We start from the raw sequence: 17,369 nt of genomic DNA, 5'->3' as shown, positions 1-17,369 counted from the left end.
TTACTTTGAAAGTCCTGCTGCCGGATTGGCAGCCTGTATTCAGGTATGCCAAGTGCGCCCGCCAGATTTTCATGGAGCGGAAGCGCATCGGCCAGCCGGGCGCATATAGGTTTAGAAACAAGGAGGTGGAAGCAAGATGGATATCATGACAATGGATATCGTGCCGGATGTGCTGGCAAAGGCATCCTCCTGGCTGTCCCTGCTTCCGAGAATTTCTCTTAGAAATATTTGGGAAATCGTGATCATTTCACTTTTGGTATATGAGATCCTGGTCTGGATCAAGAATACCAGGGCTTGGAATCTGCTAAAGGGCCTTTTGGTCATTCTGGCCTTTGCCGTTGCAGCAGCTGTGCTGCGGCTTAGCACGATCCTGTGGATCATACGGAATTTTACCACTATTGCGGTCACGGCTCTTCTGGTGGTGTTCCAGCCGGAGCTGAGAAAGGCATTGGAGCAGCTGGGAAGCAAGAACCTGCTGTCAAACATCCTTTCCTTTGACGATGGCAAGGAGAATATGGGCTTTAACGACAAGACCATCAATGAACTGACCCGCGCTACCTTTGAGATGGCAAAGGTAAAGACGGGGGCCCTTATGGTGATCGAGCGCGGAACCTCCCTTAAGGAGATCGAGCGCACAGGCATTGAGATCAACGGCCTTGTCACCAGCCAGCTTCTGATCAATATTTTTGAGCACAACACGCCTCTTCATGATGGAGCCGTGGTGATACGGGGAAACAGGATCGCGGCAGCGACCTGTTATCTGCCCCTGTCGGATAATATGACGATCAGCAAGGATCTGGGCACGCGGCACAGGGCTGCTGTTGGGATCAGCGAGACATCGGACAGCCTTACGATTGTAGTATCAGAAGAGACCGGACGGGTGTCAGTGGCAGAGGGCGGTTCCCTCACAAGGATCATAGATGCGGAAGGGCTGAAGACGGTCCTTGCAGGTGTAAAGGAAGAGACGGTTTCCACCAACCGGTTTAAGATATGGAAGGGGAGGCTAAAGAATGGAAAGAAAGCTGACGAATAATCTGGGCCTTAAGCTGATCTCGATCTTCCTGGCATTTTTCATATGGCTGGCGGTGGTGAACATTTCCAATCCGGAGATCCAGGGGAGCAAGGAAGTGCCTCTGGAGATACTGAATGAGCGGGTCCTGGAGGCCAGCGGCAAGACATATGAGCTTTTGGGAGATAAGGACACCGTGACTGTTGCCTACAAGGTGCGTACCCTGGATGCGGGGAGCGTCACGGCTTCCGATTTCAGGGCATATATCGATCTGGCTGAGATGTACGAGCCAACAGGTGCTGTGCCTGTAAAGATTGAGGTAAAGAATAACCGGGTGGATTCTGCAACGCCGAAGCCCGGTGTGGTTCGTGTGGATACAGAGGATATCCAGCGCAAGCGGTTCCCGCTGACAGTCTATCTGGACGGAGAGACAGAGGGCGGCTACCAGGAGGGAAGGGCCTCCATTTCACCCAGCTATATTTATGTGACAGGCCCGATCTCCATTGTGGGCCAGATCAATAAGGTAGGTATTGTAATCGGTATAGAGGGGGCGAATGCGGATCTGTCCGGCTCTGCTCCTGTGAAGTGCTTTGACTCCAATGACAATGAGATCACGCAGCTGGACGAGCGGGTGAAGCTCAGCCGCACGGAGATCGACTTTACCCTGCCCATATTGAAGGTAAAATCCCTGACGCTGAATTTTGAGACAGAGGGCGTGGTGGCCGACGGCTACCGCTATACGGGCATTGAGTCAAGCAAAAATTCCGTTTCCGTTATGGGATTGAAATCAGACTTGGCAGGGGTAAACGCCATCAATATCCCCAGCTCGGAGCTGAACATGGATGGAGCTACCGCTGACAAGGAGGTAACCATCGACATCAGCAAATATCTGCCGGAGGGTCTGGAGCTGGCGGAGGATGACAGCCAGATTCAGGTTGTTATCAAGGTGGAGCCTTTGGAGAACAGGACCTTCAATCTCTCCACCAGCCAGATCAGGCAGGTGGGCGCATCCAGCCAGTACAGCTATCAGTTTGACAGGGATTCTATCAAGGTAGTGATACGGGGACTCAAGGAGGACTTAGATCAGTTGAGCGAGGAAACGCTGAAGGCCGAGCTTGACGTGAGCGACATGGAGGCTGGCGTACACCAGGGAGAAGTGCTCTTTGAACTGGGAGCAGCCTATGAGCTTGTAAGCTGTGAGAGCCCGCAGATGATCGTTCATGACAGAAATAGTGGAAGCTCTTCTGGAGATGAGGGCCGGAGTGAATCGGGGGATCACGCCGGAAGCAGCCAGAAGGAGACAGAAGGCAACGAAACAGAGTAATAGAATGATTGGCCGCAGCAACTCTGCGGCCCGTAAGGAGTGAAGGTATATGGTAAGTGCAGCAACAGTTATCAAAAATCCATCCGGCCTGCATTTGAGGCCGGCAGGTGTCCTCTGCAAGGAGGCATTGAAATTCAAATCAAAGGTGTCCTTTAAGGTCCATGGCGCAACCACGGCAAATGCAAAGAGTGTGTTGAGCGTCTTGGGAGCCTGTGTGAAAAGCGGGGATGAGATCGAGTTTGTGTGCAATGGCCCAGACGAGCAGGAAGCCCTGGCTGCCATGGTAAAGATCGTGGAGGACGGTTTGGGAGAGTAAAGGAAATGACGGCAACCAAAGGTTGTGAGTATAAATAGTAAGGAATTAAGGAGGTACAGGAGTATGTACAATGGAACAGGCGCTTCTTCAGGAATCGGCATTGGAAAGGCAGTGATCGTTGAGGATGTGCAGTTAGTCATCACAAGGCAGGAGGTCGCAGATACTGGCAGCGAGGTTCAGCGTTTTAAGGGAGCACTGGATCAGGCTATACTGGATACAGAGCGGCTGGCAGAAGATTTAGCAACAAGAGTAGGGGAGAAGGAAGCAGAGATCATGCAGGGACATATGATGCTTCTGGGCGACCCCATGCTCACAGGAGAAATTGAGAACGCCATTAAGAACGAGAAGGTCAACAGTGAGTTTGCCATTGAAAATGTCTGCAATATGTATGCGGACATGTTTGCATCCATGGGCGATGAGCTGATGCAGCAGAGAGCTACCGATATGCGCGATATCAAGACCAGGATGCAGAAGATCCTCATGGGCATCCAGTCTGTGGATATTTCTGCCCTTCCTGAGGGAAGCATCATCGTGGCAAAGGATCTCACACCTTCCATGACGGCAGGGATCAACCCTGCCAATGTGACAGGTATTGTGACAGAACTGGGCGGCAGGACATCCCACAGTGCGATCCTGGCAAGGGCTCTGGAGATCCCGGCTGTTGTTGCAGTGGGCGGAGTTATGGATAACGTGAAGGATGGGGACAGCATTGTGCTGGATGGCACCACAGGAGAGGTATTTGTCAATCCTGAGGCGGCAGTAAAGGCCCAGTACGAGGAGAAGAGAGAGCAGTTCTTAAAGGAGAAAAAGGAACTGGAGCAGTACATTGGAAAGCCATCTGTCACAAAGGACGGAGTTCAGGTTGAGATCGTAGCCAATATCGGAAAGCCGGAGGACGTAGATAAGGTGCTCCAGTATGACGGCGAGGGAATCGGCCTGTTCCGCACAGAGTTCCTGTTCATGGACAGAAATGCGATGCCCACCGAGGAGGAGCAGTTTGAGGCTTACAAGAAGGTGGCAGTTGCCATGAACGGAAAGCCCGTTATCATCCGTACCCTGGATATCGGCGGCGACAAGGAGATCCCATACATGGGCCTTGAAAAGGATGAGAACCCCTTCTTGGGCTACAGGGCGATCCGCTTCTGCTTAGACCGCAAGGAGGATATCTATAAGCCGCAGCTGCGCGCCCTGCTGCGTGCCAGCGCCTTTGGAAATATCCGCATCATGATCCCTCTCGTTACCTGTATTGATGAGTACAGGGAGGCTAGGGCTCTTGTGGAGGAGTTAAAGGCAGAGTTAGATGGAAAGGGCATTGCCTACAAAAAGGATATCCAGGTAGGTATCATGGTGGAGACAGCCGCCGCTTCTCTGATCGCTGATATCTTTGCAAAGGAAGCAGACTTCTTCAGCATCGGCACCAACGATCTGACGCAGTATACCATGTCTGTTGACAGAGGAAATAAGAAGATATCCTATCTCTATTCCACCTTTAACCCGGCAGTGCTGCGCAGCATCCGCCATATCATCGCCTGCGGACGTGCGGAGGGGATCATGGTCGGCATGTGCGGTGAGGCAGCCAGCGATCCTATGATGATCCCGCTGCTTCTGGCATTTGGCTTAAATGAGTTCAGTATGAGTGCATCTGCTATCCTGAAGGCAAGAAAGATGGTGACGGAGTACAGCGTAGAGGAGCTGAAGGCTGTCGCTGATAAGGCTATGAGCTTTGCCACAACAGCAGAGGTAGAGCAGTACATGAGAGAATTTGTAGAGAAGAGGTAACTGTGAGGATACGTAACAGTTACGGGAAGGTTACAGGTTAATGGCAGTTTATCTGATTTGTTATGTCATAAGTTTTGTACTGGCCAGGCAGCATGTTTACATGCTGTCTGGGCTGGTCTTAATGGCTGCGGCAGTGTGGCTGTACGGAAGGGACTACGTAAAAACCGGAAATCTTATTCACTTAAGGGGGCTGTTCTGCCTCTTTTTTGTGGGAGGACAGGGAATATCCTGTTTCAAACTCTCCAGGCTTCAGACTGACTGGTGCCTGGAAACCTGGATCTGCCTGGCTCTGGCTGTGGCGGCCTTCTGGGTGGTGTTTGAGGTGCTTACAAGAATGTATGACGGCTGGACAGCTGCTGATATGCAGTCTGTGTACCGCTGGTTCGCCTCCCCGGAATCCCCTCTTCAGGCAAAGAGGCTTTTAAAGGCAATGGGAGCTGTGACAGTGGTGTCCTATCTGGCCTTTTTCTTTGAGGCCTTTCGGCTGGGCTTTGTGCCCCTCTTTTCTTACGGAGTGCCTCACGCCTATTCCTACTTCCATGTGACAGGAGTCCATTATTTTACCGTGTCCTGTGTGCTGGTGCCCAGCCTGTTTGTGGTGTATAGCCTGATGATCGTGAGAAGGGGCAGAGGGCTTTTCAGGGACGGAGGCTTTTTCCTGGGCCTTCTCTTTACTGTGCTTGCCCTTTTCCTTCCTGTGCTGTGTGTGTCCAGGTTCCAGCTGATCCTGGCCGTGGGAATGGCAGTGTTCACCTATATTTCCATGATAGGCTCCTTCCGGCTCTCCTATGGGATCGCTCTGTTTGCGTTCCTGATCCCGGTCTATCTGGTCCTGACAGTGATGCGCAGCCACAGCGTAGAGTATCTGAATGGGATATTTGAGATGAAGAACAGCCATATGCCTATTTTCATCACCCAGCCCTATATGTACATTGCCAACAACTATGACAATTTCAACTGCCTGGTGGAGGAACTTCCAAGGCACGCCTTTGGCCTTCGGATGCTGTTTCCGTTATGGGCCTTTACCGGGCTCAAATTTTTCGTTCCTTCCCTGGTGAATTTTCCTCTGTATGTGACAAAGGAGGAGCTGACCACAGTGACCCTGTTCTACGATGCCTTTTATGATTTTGGAGCAGTGGGAGTGGTGCTGTTTGGCGCCCTGCTGGGCGGGGCCTGCTATTATCTGGTGCGCCGCAGGCGCAAATCCACCTGTCCTGCAGGCCACGTGATCTACGCTCAGATCGCCATGTACATGATGCTGTCCTTTTTCACTACCTGGTTCTCCAACCCGGCCACCTGGTTTTATCTTGCGGTGACAGTGGGGATCTATGTCTATGTGAAATCCTGATGAAGGCATAAATCAGCAGGTTTCAGAGATTTTAAGCATAAAAGAGTCCGGCTGGGATCATGGGATAAATGATCCTTCAGCCGGACTTTGGTGTTATATAAAAGATCAGGCCATTTACTGCCTTGCCCCGTCTTCCCCTACCGTAAAGCCGTCCGGCGTTACGGTGGAGCTCAACATGGCACCTGACTCATCACAGAAATAAAGCTTTCCTTCCCACTCGATCCAGCCCGTCTTCATATACCCCTCCTGGTCAAAGTAGTACCACTTGGAATCAATGTACTGCCAGCCGTCCCTGGGGTAGGAGCCGTTGGAGTAGGAATACCACCAGCCCTTTTCTCCAGATACCCAGTGTCCCTTCCAGGCCTCCAGATCCTCCTTTGTCACCTCGATATAGGAGGAATCCTGCCATTCTCCTGCATTGTTTTTCGAATCAACGGCCTTTACCTTAAAATAATAGCTTCCCGCCTTTGGAAACTTGTTGGAGAAATTGAAGCTGTTCTCCGTTACTGTGTAGGTGGAGCCGATACCATCCTCTCCGGTGCTGTAGCGGCAGAGGCGTACCCGGTAGCATTTGGCGATATTCAGATGGTCCCAGTGGGCGATGCCATTGTCCTCATCCCAGGAAAGTCCTGACACATCCAGATCTTCATCATCCTCATCCAGCTTCTCTAGGGTCACGGTCAGTACCAGAGCCTCCTTGTCGTATTTGGTGGAGCTGGATACGTATTTTACCTTGTCGCCCTTAAAGGTGAAGGCGCTTCTGCCTGACTTGTTAAAGTAGCAGTCATTGTCAGCGGACAGCCAGATCTCCACCTTTGGCTTGTCTCCTCCTACCCAATATTCCTTTTCATTGACAAAGTCTGCGCTGTCCACAGAACAGTCTCCCTCATCCACCGACACATCGATATAACCCGTGGAATCCCCGGCCTGGACATCTGCCGAAATGGTCAGGGTGATGCGGCCTACGGGCTCACGCTCCTCCTTTGCAAAAGCCGGGAACGCGGTCAGGGCTGAAAATGCCAGTGCCAGCAGTGCGGCTCTCTTTTGTAGTGATGGTTTCTTCATATTCCGACCTCCTTTTTCTAAGTATAACAAAGATAAAAAATAAAGAAAATAAAAAAAGTATAAAATATAATTGACTTATTTGTAAAAATTTGCTATTATGCTGTTACAGAAGTGAATATAAGCAATAGTAGATACGGATTGTTACTGTTCGGCAGGCAAAACCAGGTTTGCTAGGGAGATGGATTTTAGAACCTTTGCAGGTTCATTTTCATATGGGATTCTCTTTAGCGGATGTGGTTTTTTTGTTTTCTCAGGAGCAATAATGATAATAAAAAAAGTAATCAACAACAATGTAGTCAGTGCCGTGGACGATAAGGGCAGAGAGATCATTGCCATGGGAAGAGGCCTGGGCTTTAAGGCCAAAGAGGGAGACAGCCTGGAAGACGGGAGGGTGGAGAAGATATTCCGCCTGGAAAGTCAGAATACCATGGACCAGTTCAAGGAGCTTTTGGTTGGGCTGCCTATGGAGCACATACAGATATCGGCTGAGATCATTGCCTACGCCAAAAGCGTGCTGGAAAAACCGCTAAACCCCAATATTTATATTACGCTGACAGACCATATTAATTTTGCCTTGAAGCGTTATGAGCAGAAAATGATGTTTACGAACCCTCTGATCCGGGAGGTGCGCAGCTTCTATCACGAGGAGTATCTGATCGGAGAGTACGCAGTTGCCATGATCGAGAGGAAGCTGGGGATCAGGCTTCCGGCAGATGAGGCGGCTTCGGTGGCCTTACATATTGTCAATGCAGAGTACAACGGGCCCATGAGGGATACCATCCGCATTACCAACCTGATACAGCAGGTCATGGATGTGGTAAGGGAATATTTTCAAATAGAGATTGATGAAACGTCACTGAATTATGAGCGGTTTATTACCCACTTAAGGTTTCTGGCTCAGCGGGTCTTTGCAGGAGAGCACTTAGAGCTCGACAATCTGGAATTTCAGGAGGTCATTGACCGGCTTTATCCGGAGGAATATGCCTGCAGCCAGAAGATACAGGCATTGATCAAATACCAGTACGGCCATCAGGTAGTAGAGGAGGAGGTTGCTTTTTTAGCCCTTCACATTGGACGTATCAGAAATCAGCAGGACAAAGAAAGGAGATAGCGTATGTTTGGGTCATTAAAGAAATTGTTTGGCGGGGAAGAAAAGGGGAGAAAGGCGATCACCTCTCCTGTAAATGGAAGAGCGATCCCCATGAGCCAGGTGGCAGACCCCACCTTCAGCCAGGAGATATTGGGAAAGGGCACAGCGGTGGTGCCTGCAGACGGACGGGTGGTAGCCCCGGCAGATGGTGTTGTCACTATGGTTTTTGAGACAAAGCATGCACTGAGCCTGAAGACGGACAGCGGCGCAGAGCTGATCATCCATATTGGCCTTGATACCGTGCAGTTAAAGGGACAGTACTTTAAAGCCTATGTGGAAGAAGGGAAAAAGGTAAAGCGGGGAGACCTGCTGATGGAGTTTGAACTGGATAAGATCAAGGAGGAGGGCTATGATGTCACGACTCCGGTGATCGTCTGCAATACCCCGGAATTTCCCGGCATGGAGTGCATAAGCGGCATGGATGCCGTTGCAGGTGAGACGGAGATCATAAAGCTGTAGGCTTTAGGGAAGGCAAAGGATTTTGATAACAAAGCGTTTTGTGTTACACGATAAAATGGGACTTCATGCACGTCCGGCAGCAGCCCTTATGATGGCGCTTCTCCATATGGACGCTAAGGTGGAGATTGCCTTTGGCGGCAAATGCACAGACGGAAGGGACATTATGGGCATGATGGACCTTGAGGCCAGGGCGGGCGATGAAGTCACGTTTACCGTCCATGGCCCCCAGGAGAGGGAGGCCATGGAAAAGGTGGAGGAGCTTATGAAAATGGTCTAGAGCCGCCTGGAGGATATTGTAAAAGCAGGAATTTGAACCCCATAGGGTTTAAATAGATGTTATTTCCATACTAAAATCTGAGTTTTCCCACAGGAAAAATAGAAATGGGAAGCTCTAAGAAAAGAAAGGGGACTTATCTATGAAGTATTTACAGAAACTAGGAAAAGCCATTATGCTCCCGGTTGCCGTTCTTCCGGTTGCAGCGATCATGATGGGCATTGGCTACTTCCTGTGCCCGTCCACCATGCAGGGCGGCGATGTGACCGGTTTTGTGCAGATCGTTGGATTTGCTCTGGTAAAGATCGGAGCAGCCGTTATTGACTATCTGCCCATGCTGTTTGCAGTAGGTGTTGCCATCGGACTGTCAAAGGACCAGCACGGTGCAGCAGGACTGGCCGGCCTTGTGGCTTTCCTTACCGTTACCACTGTGTTAAACAGTAGTGTAGTTGCCACCATCATGGGTGCAGAAGAAGCACCTCTGGCATTTTCCAAGATCAACAATGCCTTTATCGGTATTCTCTCAGGTATCACGGCTGCTGCCTGCTATAACAAATACAGCAAAGCGCAGCTTCCCACAGCTCTGGCCTTCTTCTCCGGCAAGCGCTGTGTTCCTATTGTGACCTCCTTTGTGATGGTAGCAGAATCCGTTGTGCTTTATTTTATATGGCCTCTTCTGTTCAATGCACTGGTTTCACTGGGCAAGGGGATCATGAATATGGGACCGCTGGGAGCAGGCATCTATGCATTTGCAAACCGTCTGCTGATTCCAACCGGACTTCACCATGCATTGAATGCGGTATTCTGGTTTGACATTGCAGGTATTGCCGATATCAATAAGTTCTGGGGCTTTGCAGAGGGCGGAGTCAAGGGCGTTACCGGTATGTACCAGGCAGGCTTCTTCCCTGTGATGATGTTCGGTCTTCCTGCAGCAGCACTGGCCATGTATCACACAGCAAAGCCGGGCAAAAAGCAGTATGCAGCAGGAATCCTGGTTGCAGGTGCAGTTGCCTCTTTTGTATCAGGCGTAACAGAGCCTCTGGAATTTGCTTTCATGTTCCTGGCTCCCGGACTGTATGTTGTTCATGCAGTGCTCACAGGTATCTCTGTTGCCATAGCTGCTGCCTTCCATTGGACAGCAGGCTTCTGCTTCAGCGCAGGCGTGACAGACTTTATCTTCAGCTGCCGCCTTCCCATGGCAAACCAGCCGTTTATGCTGCTGGTAGAGGGCGTTGTATTTGCCGTTATTTACTATGTGGTATTCCGCGCTGTTATCGTAAAATTCAATCTGCCGACTCCGGGACGTGAGGAGGAGGATCTGAATGCTGAAATGGCAGCTGTTCTGGCAAATGACGACTTCACAAAGGTTGCAGCCATTGTATTAGAGGGCTTAGGCGGCAAGGAGAACGTTGCCTCCTTAGACAACTGCATCACCAGGCTGAGAATGGAAGTAAAGGACTACACCTTAGTGGATGAGAAGAAGATCAAATCCGCAGGCGTTGCAGGTGTTATGCGTCCAAGCAAGACATCCGTACAGGTCATCATCGGTACAAAGGTACAGTTTGTGGCAGATGAGATGAAGAAGATGCTGTAAAATATTGAAAATGATAGTGACAGGCCCTGGATTCCCCGGAATCCGGGGCCTTTGCTGTAGGGGAAACTTAAGGATATAAATAGTTGAAAAACCGTTCTATCAATGGTATTATCTGACAGGAAGGAGAATTACAGTATGAATACCTATGATTTGATCGGTTTTGATATGGATGGAACTCTTTTAGACAGCAGGAAGTCGATCCTTCCCAGCACTGTGGAAGCGATCGGCAGGGCAGTGGCTGCGGGGAAAACCGTTATCCTGTCTACCGGACGCAGCATCAACGAGCTGGAGGAGTTTGCGGGCCAGCTGGCCCAGGTGCGCTATTACGTCTGTGAGAGCGGTGCACTGATCTATGATTCAAAGGAGAGGAAGATCCTTCATTCGGAAACACTGGCCCAGGATGTGGTGATGAGGATCCTGGATGTAGCTTCGGCGGAGGATACGATGCCATATATCATAAGCAGCGGCGAGTCCTTTGCTGACCGCCGGCATATAGCGGATCTGGCGCATTTTCATATGGGGATCTATCAGGATATGATGGACCGGGTCGTGTGCCAGATGGATGATATGATAGCCCAGTACCGCAAAAATCCATTCCCAATGGAAAAGCTGAATCTGTTTTCCGCCTCTGAGGAGATCCGGGAGAGGATCTATGAAAATGTCAAGTCCCTGCCGCTGGCATTTGCCTATGCAGAGGAGACCTCCCTGGAGATGACGCCTCTCCATATCAGCAAGGCAAGCGGGCTTCGGTGGCTCTGCGGATATCTGGGTATCCCCCTTGAACGGACGGTTATTGTAGGGGATGCGGATAATGATGCCGAGGCCATGGAGGCTGCGGGCTTATCCGTTGCCATGGGAAATGCCCTTCCGCATATCAAGGAAATGTGCGGCGCAGTGGTCTCGGACAATGACAGCGGAGGGTGTGCGGAGGCCGTTGACAGATATCTTCTGGGGAAGGCGTAAGAACCTGGCTGCTCTTTAGCCGGTCATTTTCGTTGAATCTGTGCAGAAATTGAAGTATAATGTACTTCATAAAGATTTCCAAAGGAGGATATCATGGCAGTATCGAATGTTTACTACACCAATATGAGAACCACATTGACAGAAAATCTCCTGCAGAAGCTGGAGCGGCTGGTGAAGAAGGCCGGCATGCTGGACATTGATTTCAACAACAAATTTGCTGCGATCAAGATCCATTTCGGAGAACCTGGGAACCTGGCCTATCTGCGGCCAAACTATTCCAAGGTGCTGGCAGATCTGATCAAGGCCCAGGGAGGAAAGCCATTTCTGACCGACTGCAACACCCTGTATGTGGGACGCAGGAAAAATGCTTTAGACCACCTGGATGCAGCTTATGAAAATGGATATAACCCCTTTGCCACAGGCTGTCACGTGATCATCGCAGACGGCTTAAAGGGCACAGACGAGGCTCTGGTGCCCATTGATGGAGAGTATGTAAAGGAAGCAAAGATCGGACGCGCCCTTATGGATGCGGATATTCTGATCTCTCTGACACATTTTAAAGGCCACGAGGCCACCGGCTTTGGCGGCGCATTAAAGAACATCGGTATGGGAGGCGGCTCCAGGGCAGGCAAGATGGAAATGCACAATTCCGGCAAGCCCTTTGTAGTCCGGGAGACCTGCGTTGGCTGCGGCTCCTGCCAGAGGAACTGCGCCCACAGCGCCATCACCATCACAGACCGCAAGGCCTCCATTGATACGAACAAATGTGTTGGCTGCGGCCGCTGTATCGGTGCCTGTCCTGTGGATGCGGTAAACACCCTGTATGATGAGGCAAATGATATCTTAAATAAGAAGATCGCAGAGTACACCCTGGCAATCCTGAAGGGACGCCCCAGCTTCCACGTAAGCCTTGTGGTGGACGTGTCCCCGAACTGTGACTGCCATGCGGAAAATGATGCGCCCATTGTGCCGAATGTGGGCATGTTCGCATCCTTTGACCCGGTTGCCCTGGATATGGCCTGTGTGGACGCAGTAAACCGCCAGCCGGTGATGGCGGGAAGCTTTCTCTCCGAGCAGGAGCACTGCCACCACGATCATTTCACGGATACGCACCCGGATACCAACTGGGAAAGCTGCATTGACCATGCAGTAAAGCTGGGGCTGGGCAATAAGGAATATCATCTGATCACCATCTGATTGAAAAACATTACAAGGAGGACATAAGCAACATGACAAAGAAACGTTCATTGGACACAATCTGTATCCAGGGAGGCTGGGAGCCGAAAAACGGCGAGCCGCGCCAGCTTCCGATCTATCAGAGCACAACCTTCAAATACACTACCAGCGAGCAGATGGGCCGTCTGTTTGATCTGGAGGAAAGCGGTTACTTCTACACAAGGCTTGCCAATCCGACGAATGACGCTGTGGCAGCGAAGATCTGTGAGCTGGAGGGCGGCGTAGGGGCTATGCTCACCTCCTCCGGTCAGGCAGCTACCTTTTATGCCATTCTCAATATCTGTCAGGCAGGAGACCACATTGTCAGTTCTTCCACCATTTACGGCGGAACCAGCAACCTGTTTACCGTGACCTTCCCGAAAATGGGGGTGGAGTGCACTCTGGTGAACCCGGATGCAGATGAGGAGGAGCTTGCAAAGGCCTTCCGTCCCAACACAAAGGCCGTGTTTGCTGAGTCCATTGCCAATCCGGCTCTGACTGTGCTGGATTTTGAAAAGTTTGCAAGGCTGGCCCACAGCCATGGTGTTCCCCTGATTGTAGACAATACCTTTGCGACACCGATCAACTGCCGTCCCATCGAGTGGGGCGCTGACATTGTCATCCACAGTACCACAAAGTACATAGACGGGCATGCCATGACAGTGGGCGGCGTGATCGTGGACAGCGGCAATTTTGACTGGGAGGCTCATCATGACAAGTTCAAGGGCCTTACAGAGCCGGATGAGTCCTACCATGGCATCATCTATACCCAGAAGTTTGGAAAGCTGGCCTATATCACAAAGGCGACCTCCCAGCTCATGAGAGACTTAGGCTCCATCCAGTCCCCGCAGAATGCTTTCCTGATCAACGTAGGTCTGGAGACCCTCCACCTGCGCGTTCCGAGGCATTGCGAAAATGCCCTGAGAGTGGCAGAATATTTAAAATCCAGAGAGGATGTGGCCTGGGTGAATTATCCGGGGCTTCCAGGGGATAAATATTATGAGCTGGCCCGGAAATACATGCCAAATGGTACCTGCGGCGTGATCTCCTTTGGCTTAAAGAGCGGGCGTAAGGGGGCAGCTGAGTTCATGGATAAGCTGAAGCTCTGTTCCATTGAGACCCATGTGGCAGATTCCAGGACAGCAGTCCTTCACCCGGCCAGCCATACCCACAGGCAGCTGACAGATGAGCAGCTGGTGGAGGCAGGAGTAGATCCCTCCATGATCCGTTTCAGCGTGGGCATCGAGGATGTGGAGGACATCATCGAGGATATCCGCCAGGCACTGGAGTAAGAGATCGTTTGGGGAACATGTGATAGAAAATGGGTGCAGAGGCAGGAGCAGCCGTCTCTTTGGAGGGCGATTGTTCCTGCCTGCCTTTTTTGAGCGGCAGTTTCTTGCGTTTCTGCATCTTGCACCGCGGCTGCCGGGAGAACGTCTGGCGCTCCGGTTTCGGACATAAGAAGCACTAAGACAGCTGATTTTTCCTAAGAGCCAGAGCAGCATCAATGCAACTCGCTGCGCTCAAACAATCATTGATGCTGCTCTGAACGGAAAAACCAGCTGCCCAAATGCTTCTAATGTCCTGCAAAGTCGCTTCAGCCGTCCTCCCGGCAGCCGCGGTGCAAGATGCAAAAACGCAAGGTCTGTTTTATTTGACATGTCCGGCGGAAGCTGTTATAGTTACAAATACTATGATTTTGTTAAATCTTCATGCGCCCGGCTGGCGAATGCGCCGCCACACCATGAAAATTTGGCAGGCGTATTTGAATACATGCCGCCTATTTGGCGGCAGAACTTTTAGAGTAAAGGAGAGTACGATGGGATTTTCACTGGATGTCAGCGTCCCTGTGCTGACAGTATTTGTTCAGGGGCTTTTAAGCTTCTTTTCGCCCTGCGTTCTTCCACTTATTCCTCTGTATGTCGGCTATTTATCAGGCGGTACGGGCAAGAAGGGGGAGGATGGGCGTATCCACTATGACCAGAGAAGGGTGATGCTCCACACGGTCTGCTTTGTGGCGGGCGTCAGCTTTGCTTTTTTCCTGCTGGGGCTGGGAGCCTCGGCACTGGGGACTTTCTTTCAGTCCAGGCAGCGCCTCTTTGCCAGCATTGGAGGGATCCTGGTGATGGGATTTGGCTTATATCAGCTGGGGATTTTTGGAAAATCTAATGTGCTGGGGCGGGAGCGAAGGCTGCCTTTCAAGCTTGACGCCCTTGCAATGTCGCCGCTTACAGCCCTTATCATGGGCTTTACCTTCAGCTTTGCCTGGACGCCCTGTGTGGGACCGGCTATGACAAGCGTTCTGCTCATGGCAGCCTCCTCGGCTACAAAGACCATGGCCTTTGGACTGATCGGTGTATATACGCTGGGCTTTGTGCTGCCGTTTCTGGCAGTGGGATTTTTTACCACATCGCTGCTGGAGTTTTTTAAGACCCATATGAATGTGGTGAATTATACGGTGAAGATCGGCGGGGTCCTTATGATCCTCATGGGTGTTTTGATGTTTACCGGGAAAATGAATGCATTCACCGGGTATCTTTCTAAAATTTCCCAGAATGAAGCCTTTATGGGGACGACAGAAGGAGCTGCAGAGGAATCCGGGACAGAAGAAAACAAGGTCGGTCAGGCAGGAGACGAAGCCGGTCAGGCAGAAGGCAAAGCCAGTCAGGGAGAAAATGAAGCTGTTCAGCCGGAAAGCAAAGATTCACAGGCAGAAGATGGAGCCGTCCAGGCAGAGACCGGAGAGGAGAAGTCTGTAAAGCCTCCCGCAATACCGGCTCCTGATTTTGAGCTTACGGATCAGTTCGGCAATACACATACTCTGGAGGACTACAGGGGGAAGACGATTTTCCTGAACTTCTGGGCCACCTGGTGTCCGCCATGCAGGGCGGAGATGCCTGATATCCAGAAGCTTTATGAAGAATACTCCACAGAGGGGGAAGAGGCCCTTATCATCCTGGGGGTAGCTACACCCGGAATCGGAAATGAGACAACGGAGGAAGGCGTAGCCCAGTTCATGGAAGAAAACGGCTATACCTATCCCGTTCTCATGGACGCCTCAGGGGAGCTTACCATGAAATACGGCATATCCGCCTACCCAACCACCTTCATGATCGACCGTGAAGGAAATGTATTCGGATATATCAGCGGACAGCTGAGCGAAGACATGATGCGCAGCATTATTAAACAGACAATGGATGGAAAGCTGAATCAATCTTAAGCTGCTGCCTTTGGCTCTGCAGCTGTATGAGAGCATGCAGTGCGCCAAATAGTTTTTAACCATGAAAGGAAGTACAACGATCAGATGAAGAAACTAAGAGGACTATTCCGGCTCATTTTCGGCAGGACGGCATTTGTCATCCTGTTCCTGGCGATCCAGATAGGAATACTTTTCAGCGCCTTCCGGTGGCTGGATATGCATACGATGTATGTGGTATTTATCCTTCTGAGTGCATTTGCCATCATCTATATATTTAATGAGCCGATTAATTCCAGTTTCAAGCTGGCCTGGATCGTGCCTGTTCTTGTGATACCTGTTTTTGGTGTCCTGCTCTACATTTTTGTCCAGCTGCAGCCTCAGACAAAGCTGCTGACAAAACGGCTTAAGAAGACCATAGGGGAGACCGCTCCCTATCTGGAGCAGGAGAAGCCGGTGAAAGAGAAACTGGCAGCTGGCAGTATGGCAGGCAGCCGCCTGGCAGACTACATGAGAAATTATGCAGGCTTCCCTGTTTACGGCAATACTTATGTGGAATATTTCCCTTTAGGAGAAGACAAATTTCAGGCTCTTCTGAGGGAGCTTGAAAAAGCAGAGCATTTTATATTCCTGGAATACTTTATCGTAGAACGCGGATACATGTGGGACAGTATTTTGAACGTGCTGGAGAAAAAGGCAAGGCAGGGAGTAGAGGTCAGGGTCATGTACGATGGTATGTGCTGCCTGATGCTCCTTCCCTATCATTACCCCAGAGAACTTGAAAAGCGGGGGATCCGCTGTAAAATGTTCTCCCCCATAAAGCCCACCTTATCCACCCACCAGAACAACAGAGACCACAGGAAGATCGTGGTGATCGACGGCCATACGGCGTTTACCGGAGGCGTTAACCTGGCGGATGAGTATATTAACAGGAAGGAGCGCTTCGGCCACTGGAAGGACACGGCCATTATGCTCAAGGGAGACGGCGTTAAGAGCTTTACCATGATGTTTTTGCAGATGTGGAATGTGACAGAGCGGAAGAAGGAGGACTATGCTGCCTATCTTCCGGCGGAAGCATACAGGTTTGCCCCTGGGGAGGAGCCATCCGGCTTTGTGCTTCCCTACGGAGACAGCCCGATGGACAGGGAGCAGGTGGGAAAGCAGGTGTATCTGGATATATTGGACAGGGCTGAAAATTACGTTCACATCATGACGCCCTATCTGATACTGGATGACGAGATGGAAAATGCCCTCTGCTATGCAGCCAAACGGGGAGTTGACGTCAGGATCATCATGCCCCATATACCAGATAAAAAGTACGCTTACCTGCTGGCGCGCACCTATTATCCGGAGCTTATCGCAGCAGGAGTGAAAATATACGAATATACACCGGGCTTTGTCCATGCAAAGGTGTTTGTAAGCGATGATGAGAAGGCGGTAGTGGGTACCATTAACCTGGATTTCAGAAGCCTGTACCTTCATTTTGAATGTGCGGCCTATATGTACAGAAACCGGGTGGTAAAGGATATTGAAAGAGATTACGAGGAGACTCTGGAGAAATGCAGCCTTATCACCATGGAAAGCTGCAGAAAATACAACTGGGCAGGGCGGGCAGCCGGAAGGATGCTGAGGCTGATCGCACCCCTTATGTAGCGGAGAAAACCGGCGGAGGAGATT

General features: G+C 50.9%; 15 protein-coding genes. 14 read left to right on the top strand and 1 reads right to left on the bottom strand.

Annotated elements, in window-relative coordinates; all coding sequences use genetic code 11:
- Positions 1–145 precede the first annotated feature (145 nt).
- From cdaA to LIZ87_RS13605, 5 genes are all read left to right on the top strand, one after another.
- Positions 146–1,033 carry a diadenylate cyclase CdaA gene (gene cdaA / locus LIZ87_RS13625; protein WP_264467995.1) on the top strand — a complete coding sequence of 296 codons (888 nt, stop codon included), beginning with the start codon at positions 146–148 and terminating at the stop codon, positions 1,031–1,033.
- Complete coding sequence (locus tag LIZ87_RS13620; protein ID WP_178314135.1) at positions 1,011–2,333, top strand: CdaR family protein; 1,323 nt, start codon at positions 1,011–1,013, stop codon at positions 2,331–2,333. Before cdaA ends, LIZ87_RS13620 begins: the two co-directional genes overlap by 23 nt.
- A gap of 49 nt (positions 2,334–2,382) precedes the next feature.
- Positions 2,383–2,649 (top strand): HPr family phosphocarrier protein, encoded by a 267-nt coding sequence (locus LIZ87_RS13615; RefSeq protein WP_227147827.1) that lies wholly within the window; start codon positions 2,383–2,385, stop codon positions 2,647–2,649.
- Positions 2,650–2,712: 63 nt separating this feature from the next.
- Positions 2,713–4,428, top strand: coding sequence for a phosphoenolpyruvate--protein phosphotransferase (gene ptsP / locus LIZ87_RS13610; protein ID WP_227147824.1), 1,716 nt, complete (start codon positions 2,713–2,715; stop codon positions 4,426–4,428).
- Between the two features lie 40 nt (positions 4,429–4,468).
- The gene (locus LIZ87_RS13605; protein WP_227147821.1) at positions 4,469–5,776 is read left to right on the top strand and encodes an O-antigen polymerase; all 1,308 of its coding nucleotides are present in this window, start codon (positions 4,469–4,471) and stop codon (positions 5,774–5,776) included.
- A 114-nt stretch (positions 5,777–5,890) separates the two neighbouring features.
- On the opposite strand, the gene LIZ87_RS13600 is transcribed toward LIZ87_RS13605, so the two are convergent.
- On the bottom strand, positions 5,891–6,841 hold the full coding sequence (locus LIZ87_RS13600) for a hypothetical protein (protein WP_227147819.1): 951 nt from the start codon (positions 6,839–6,841) through the stop codon (positions 5,891–5,893).
- A 262-nt stretch (positions 6,842–7,103) separates the two neighbouring features.
- Here LIZ87_RS13600 and licT point away from each other — a divergent pair, with 262 nt between their 5' ends.
- From licT to cls, 9 genes are all read left to right on the top strand, one after another.
- Positions 7,104–7,952, top strand: coding sequence for a BglG family transcription antiterminator LicT (licT, locus tag LIZ87_RS13595; RefSeq protein ID WP_178314534.1), 849 nt, complete (start codon positions 7,104–7,106; stop codon positions 7,950–7,952).
- Between the two features lie 3 nt (positions 7,953–7,955).
- A complete protein-coding gene (locus LIZ87_RS13590; RefSeq protein ID WP_227147816.1) occupies positions 7,956–8,450 on the top strand; it encodes a PTS sugar transporter subunit IIA in 495 nt (164 codons plus the stop codon).
- 40 nt (positions 8,451–8,490) lie between these two features.
- A complete protein-coding gene (locus tag LIZ87_RS13585; RefSeq protein ID WP_227147813.1) occupies positions 8,491–8,727 on the top strand; it encodes an HPr family phosphocarrier protein in 237 nt (78 codons plus the stop codon).
- A 139-nt stretch (positions 8,728–8,866) separates the two neighbouring features.
- The gene (gene nagE, locus LIZ87_RS13580; RefSeq protein WP_227147810.1) at positions 8,867–10,318 is read left to right on the top strand and encodes an N-acetylglucosamine-specific PTS transporter subunit IIBC; all 1,452 of its coding nucleotides are present in this window, start codon (positions 8,867–8,869) and stop codon (positions 10,316–10,318) included.
- A 135-nt stretch (positions 10,319–10,453) separates the two neighbouring features.
- On the top strand, positions 10,454–11,281 hold the full coding sequence (locus LIZ87_RS13575) for a Cof-type HAD-IIB family hydrolase (protein ID WP_178313495.1): 828 nt from the start codon (positions 10,454–10,456) through the stop codon (positions 11,279–11,281).
- Between the two features lie 93 nt (positions 11,282–11,374).
- Positions 11,375–12,478: a DUF362 domain-containing protein gene (locus LIZ87_RS13570; RefSeq protein WP_227147807.1), complete on the top strand. Its 1,104-nt coding sequence runs from the start codon at positions 11,375–11,377 to the stop codon at positions 12,476–12,478.
- Between the two features lie 32 nt (positions 12,479–12,510).
- On the top strand, positions 12,511–13,788 hold the full coding sequence (locus LIZ87_RS13565; RefSeq protein WP_178317398.1) for an O-acetylhomoserine aminocarboxypropyltransferase/cysteine synthase family protein: 1,278 nt from the start codon (positions 12,511–12,513) through the stop codon (positions 13,786–13,788).
- Positions 13,789–14,315: 527 nt separating this feature from the next.
- Positions 14,316–15,716: a redoxin family protein gene (locus LIZ87_RS13560; RefSeq protein ID WP_227147804.1), complete on the top strand. Its 1,401-nt coding sequence runs from the start codon at positions 14,316–14,318 to the stop codon at positions 15,714–15,716.
- An 84-nt stretch (positions 15,717–15,800) separates the two neighbouring features.
- Positions 15,801–17,345 carry a cardiolipin synthase gene (gene cls / locus LIZ87_RS13555; RefSeq protein WP_227147801.1) on the top strand — a complete coding sequence of 515 codons (1,545 nt, stop codon included), beginning with the start codon at positions 15,801–15,803 and terminating at the stop codon, positions 17,343–17,345.
- Positions 17,346–17,369: the final 24 nt, after the last annotated feature.

The organism is Lacrimispora sp. 210928-DFI.3.58, assembly GCF_020554865.1.
Classification (GTDB): Bacteria; Bacillota; Clostridia; order Lachnospirales; family Lachnospiraceae; genus Enterocloster.
The sequence above is the reverse complement of the archived record's forward strand: the minus strand, read 5'-3'. Positions and strand labels throughout refer to the sequence as shown.

Excerpts from the sequence above, each read along its gene's own strand:
- licT (WP_178314534.1), top strand. The coding sequence starts at position 7,104 with ATGATAATAAAAAAAGTAATCAACAACAATGTAGTCAGTGCCGTGGAC.
- nagE (WP_227147810.1), top strand. The coding sequence starts at position 8,867 with ATGAAGTATTTACAGAAACTAGGAAAAGCCATTATGCTCCCGGTTGCC.
- LIZ87_RS13570 (WP_227147807.1), top strand. The coding sequence starts at position 11,375 with ATGGCAGTATCGAATGTTTACTACACCAATATGAGAACCACATTGACA.
- cdaA (WP_264467995.1), top strand. The coding sequence starts at position 146 with ATGACAATGGATATCGTGCCGGATGTGCTGGCAAAGGCATCCTCCTGG.
- ptsP (WP_227147824.1), top strand. The coding sequence starts at position 2,713 with ATGTACAATGGAACAGGCGCTTCTTCAGGAATCGGCATTGGAAAGGCA.
- cls (WP_227147801.1), top strand. The coding sequence starts at position 15,801 with ATGAAGAAACTAAGAGGACTATTCCGGCTCATTTTCGGCAGGACGGCA.
- LIZ87_RS13620 (WP_178314135.1), top strand. The coding sequence starts at position 1,011 with ATGGAAAGAAAGCTGACGAATAATCTGGGCCTTAAGCTGATCTCGATC.
- LIZ87_RS13560 (WP_227147804.1), top strand. The coding sequence starts at position 14,316 with ATGGGATTTTCACTGGATGTCAGCGTCCCTGTGCTGACAGTATTTGTT.
- LIZ87_RS13615 (WP_227147827.1), top strand. The coding sequence starts at position 2,383 with ATGGTAAGTGCAGCAACAGTTATCAAAAATCCATCCGGCCTGCATTTG.
- LIZ87_RS13575 (WP_178313495.1), top strand. The coding sequence starts at position 10,454 with ATGAATACCTATGATTTGATCGGTTTTGATATGGATGGAACTCTTTTA.
- LIZ87_RS13565 (WP_178317398.1), top strand. The coding sequence starts at position 12,511 with ATGACAAAGAAACGTTCATTGGACACAATCTGTATCCAGGGAGGCTGG.
- LIZ87_RS13605 (WP_227147821.1), top strand. The coding sequence starts at position 4,469 with ATGGCAGTTTATCTGATTTGTTATGTCATAAGTTTTGTACTGGCCAGG.
- LIZ87_RS13600 (WP_227147819.1), bottom strand. The coding sequence starts at position 6,841 with ATGAAGAAACCATCACTACAAAAGAGAGCCGCACTGCTGGCACTGGCA.
- LIZ87_RS13590 (WP_227147816.1), top strand. The coding sequence starts at position 7,956 with ATGTTTGGGTCATTAAAGAAATTGTTTGGCGGGGAAGAAAAGGGGAGA.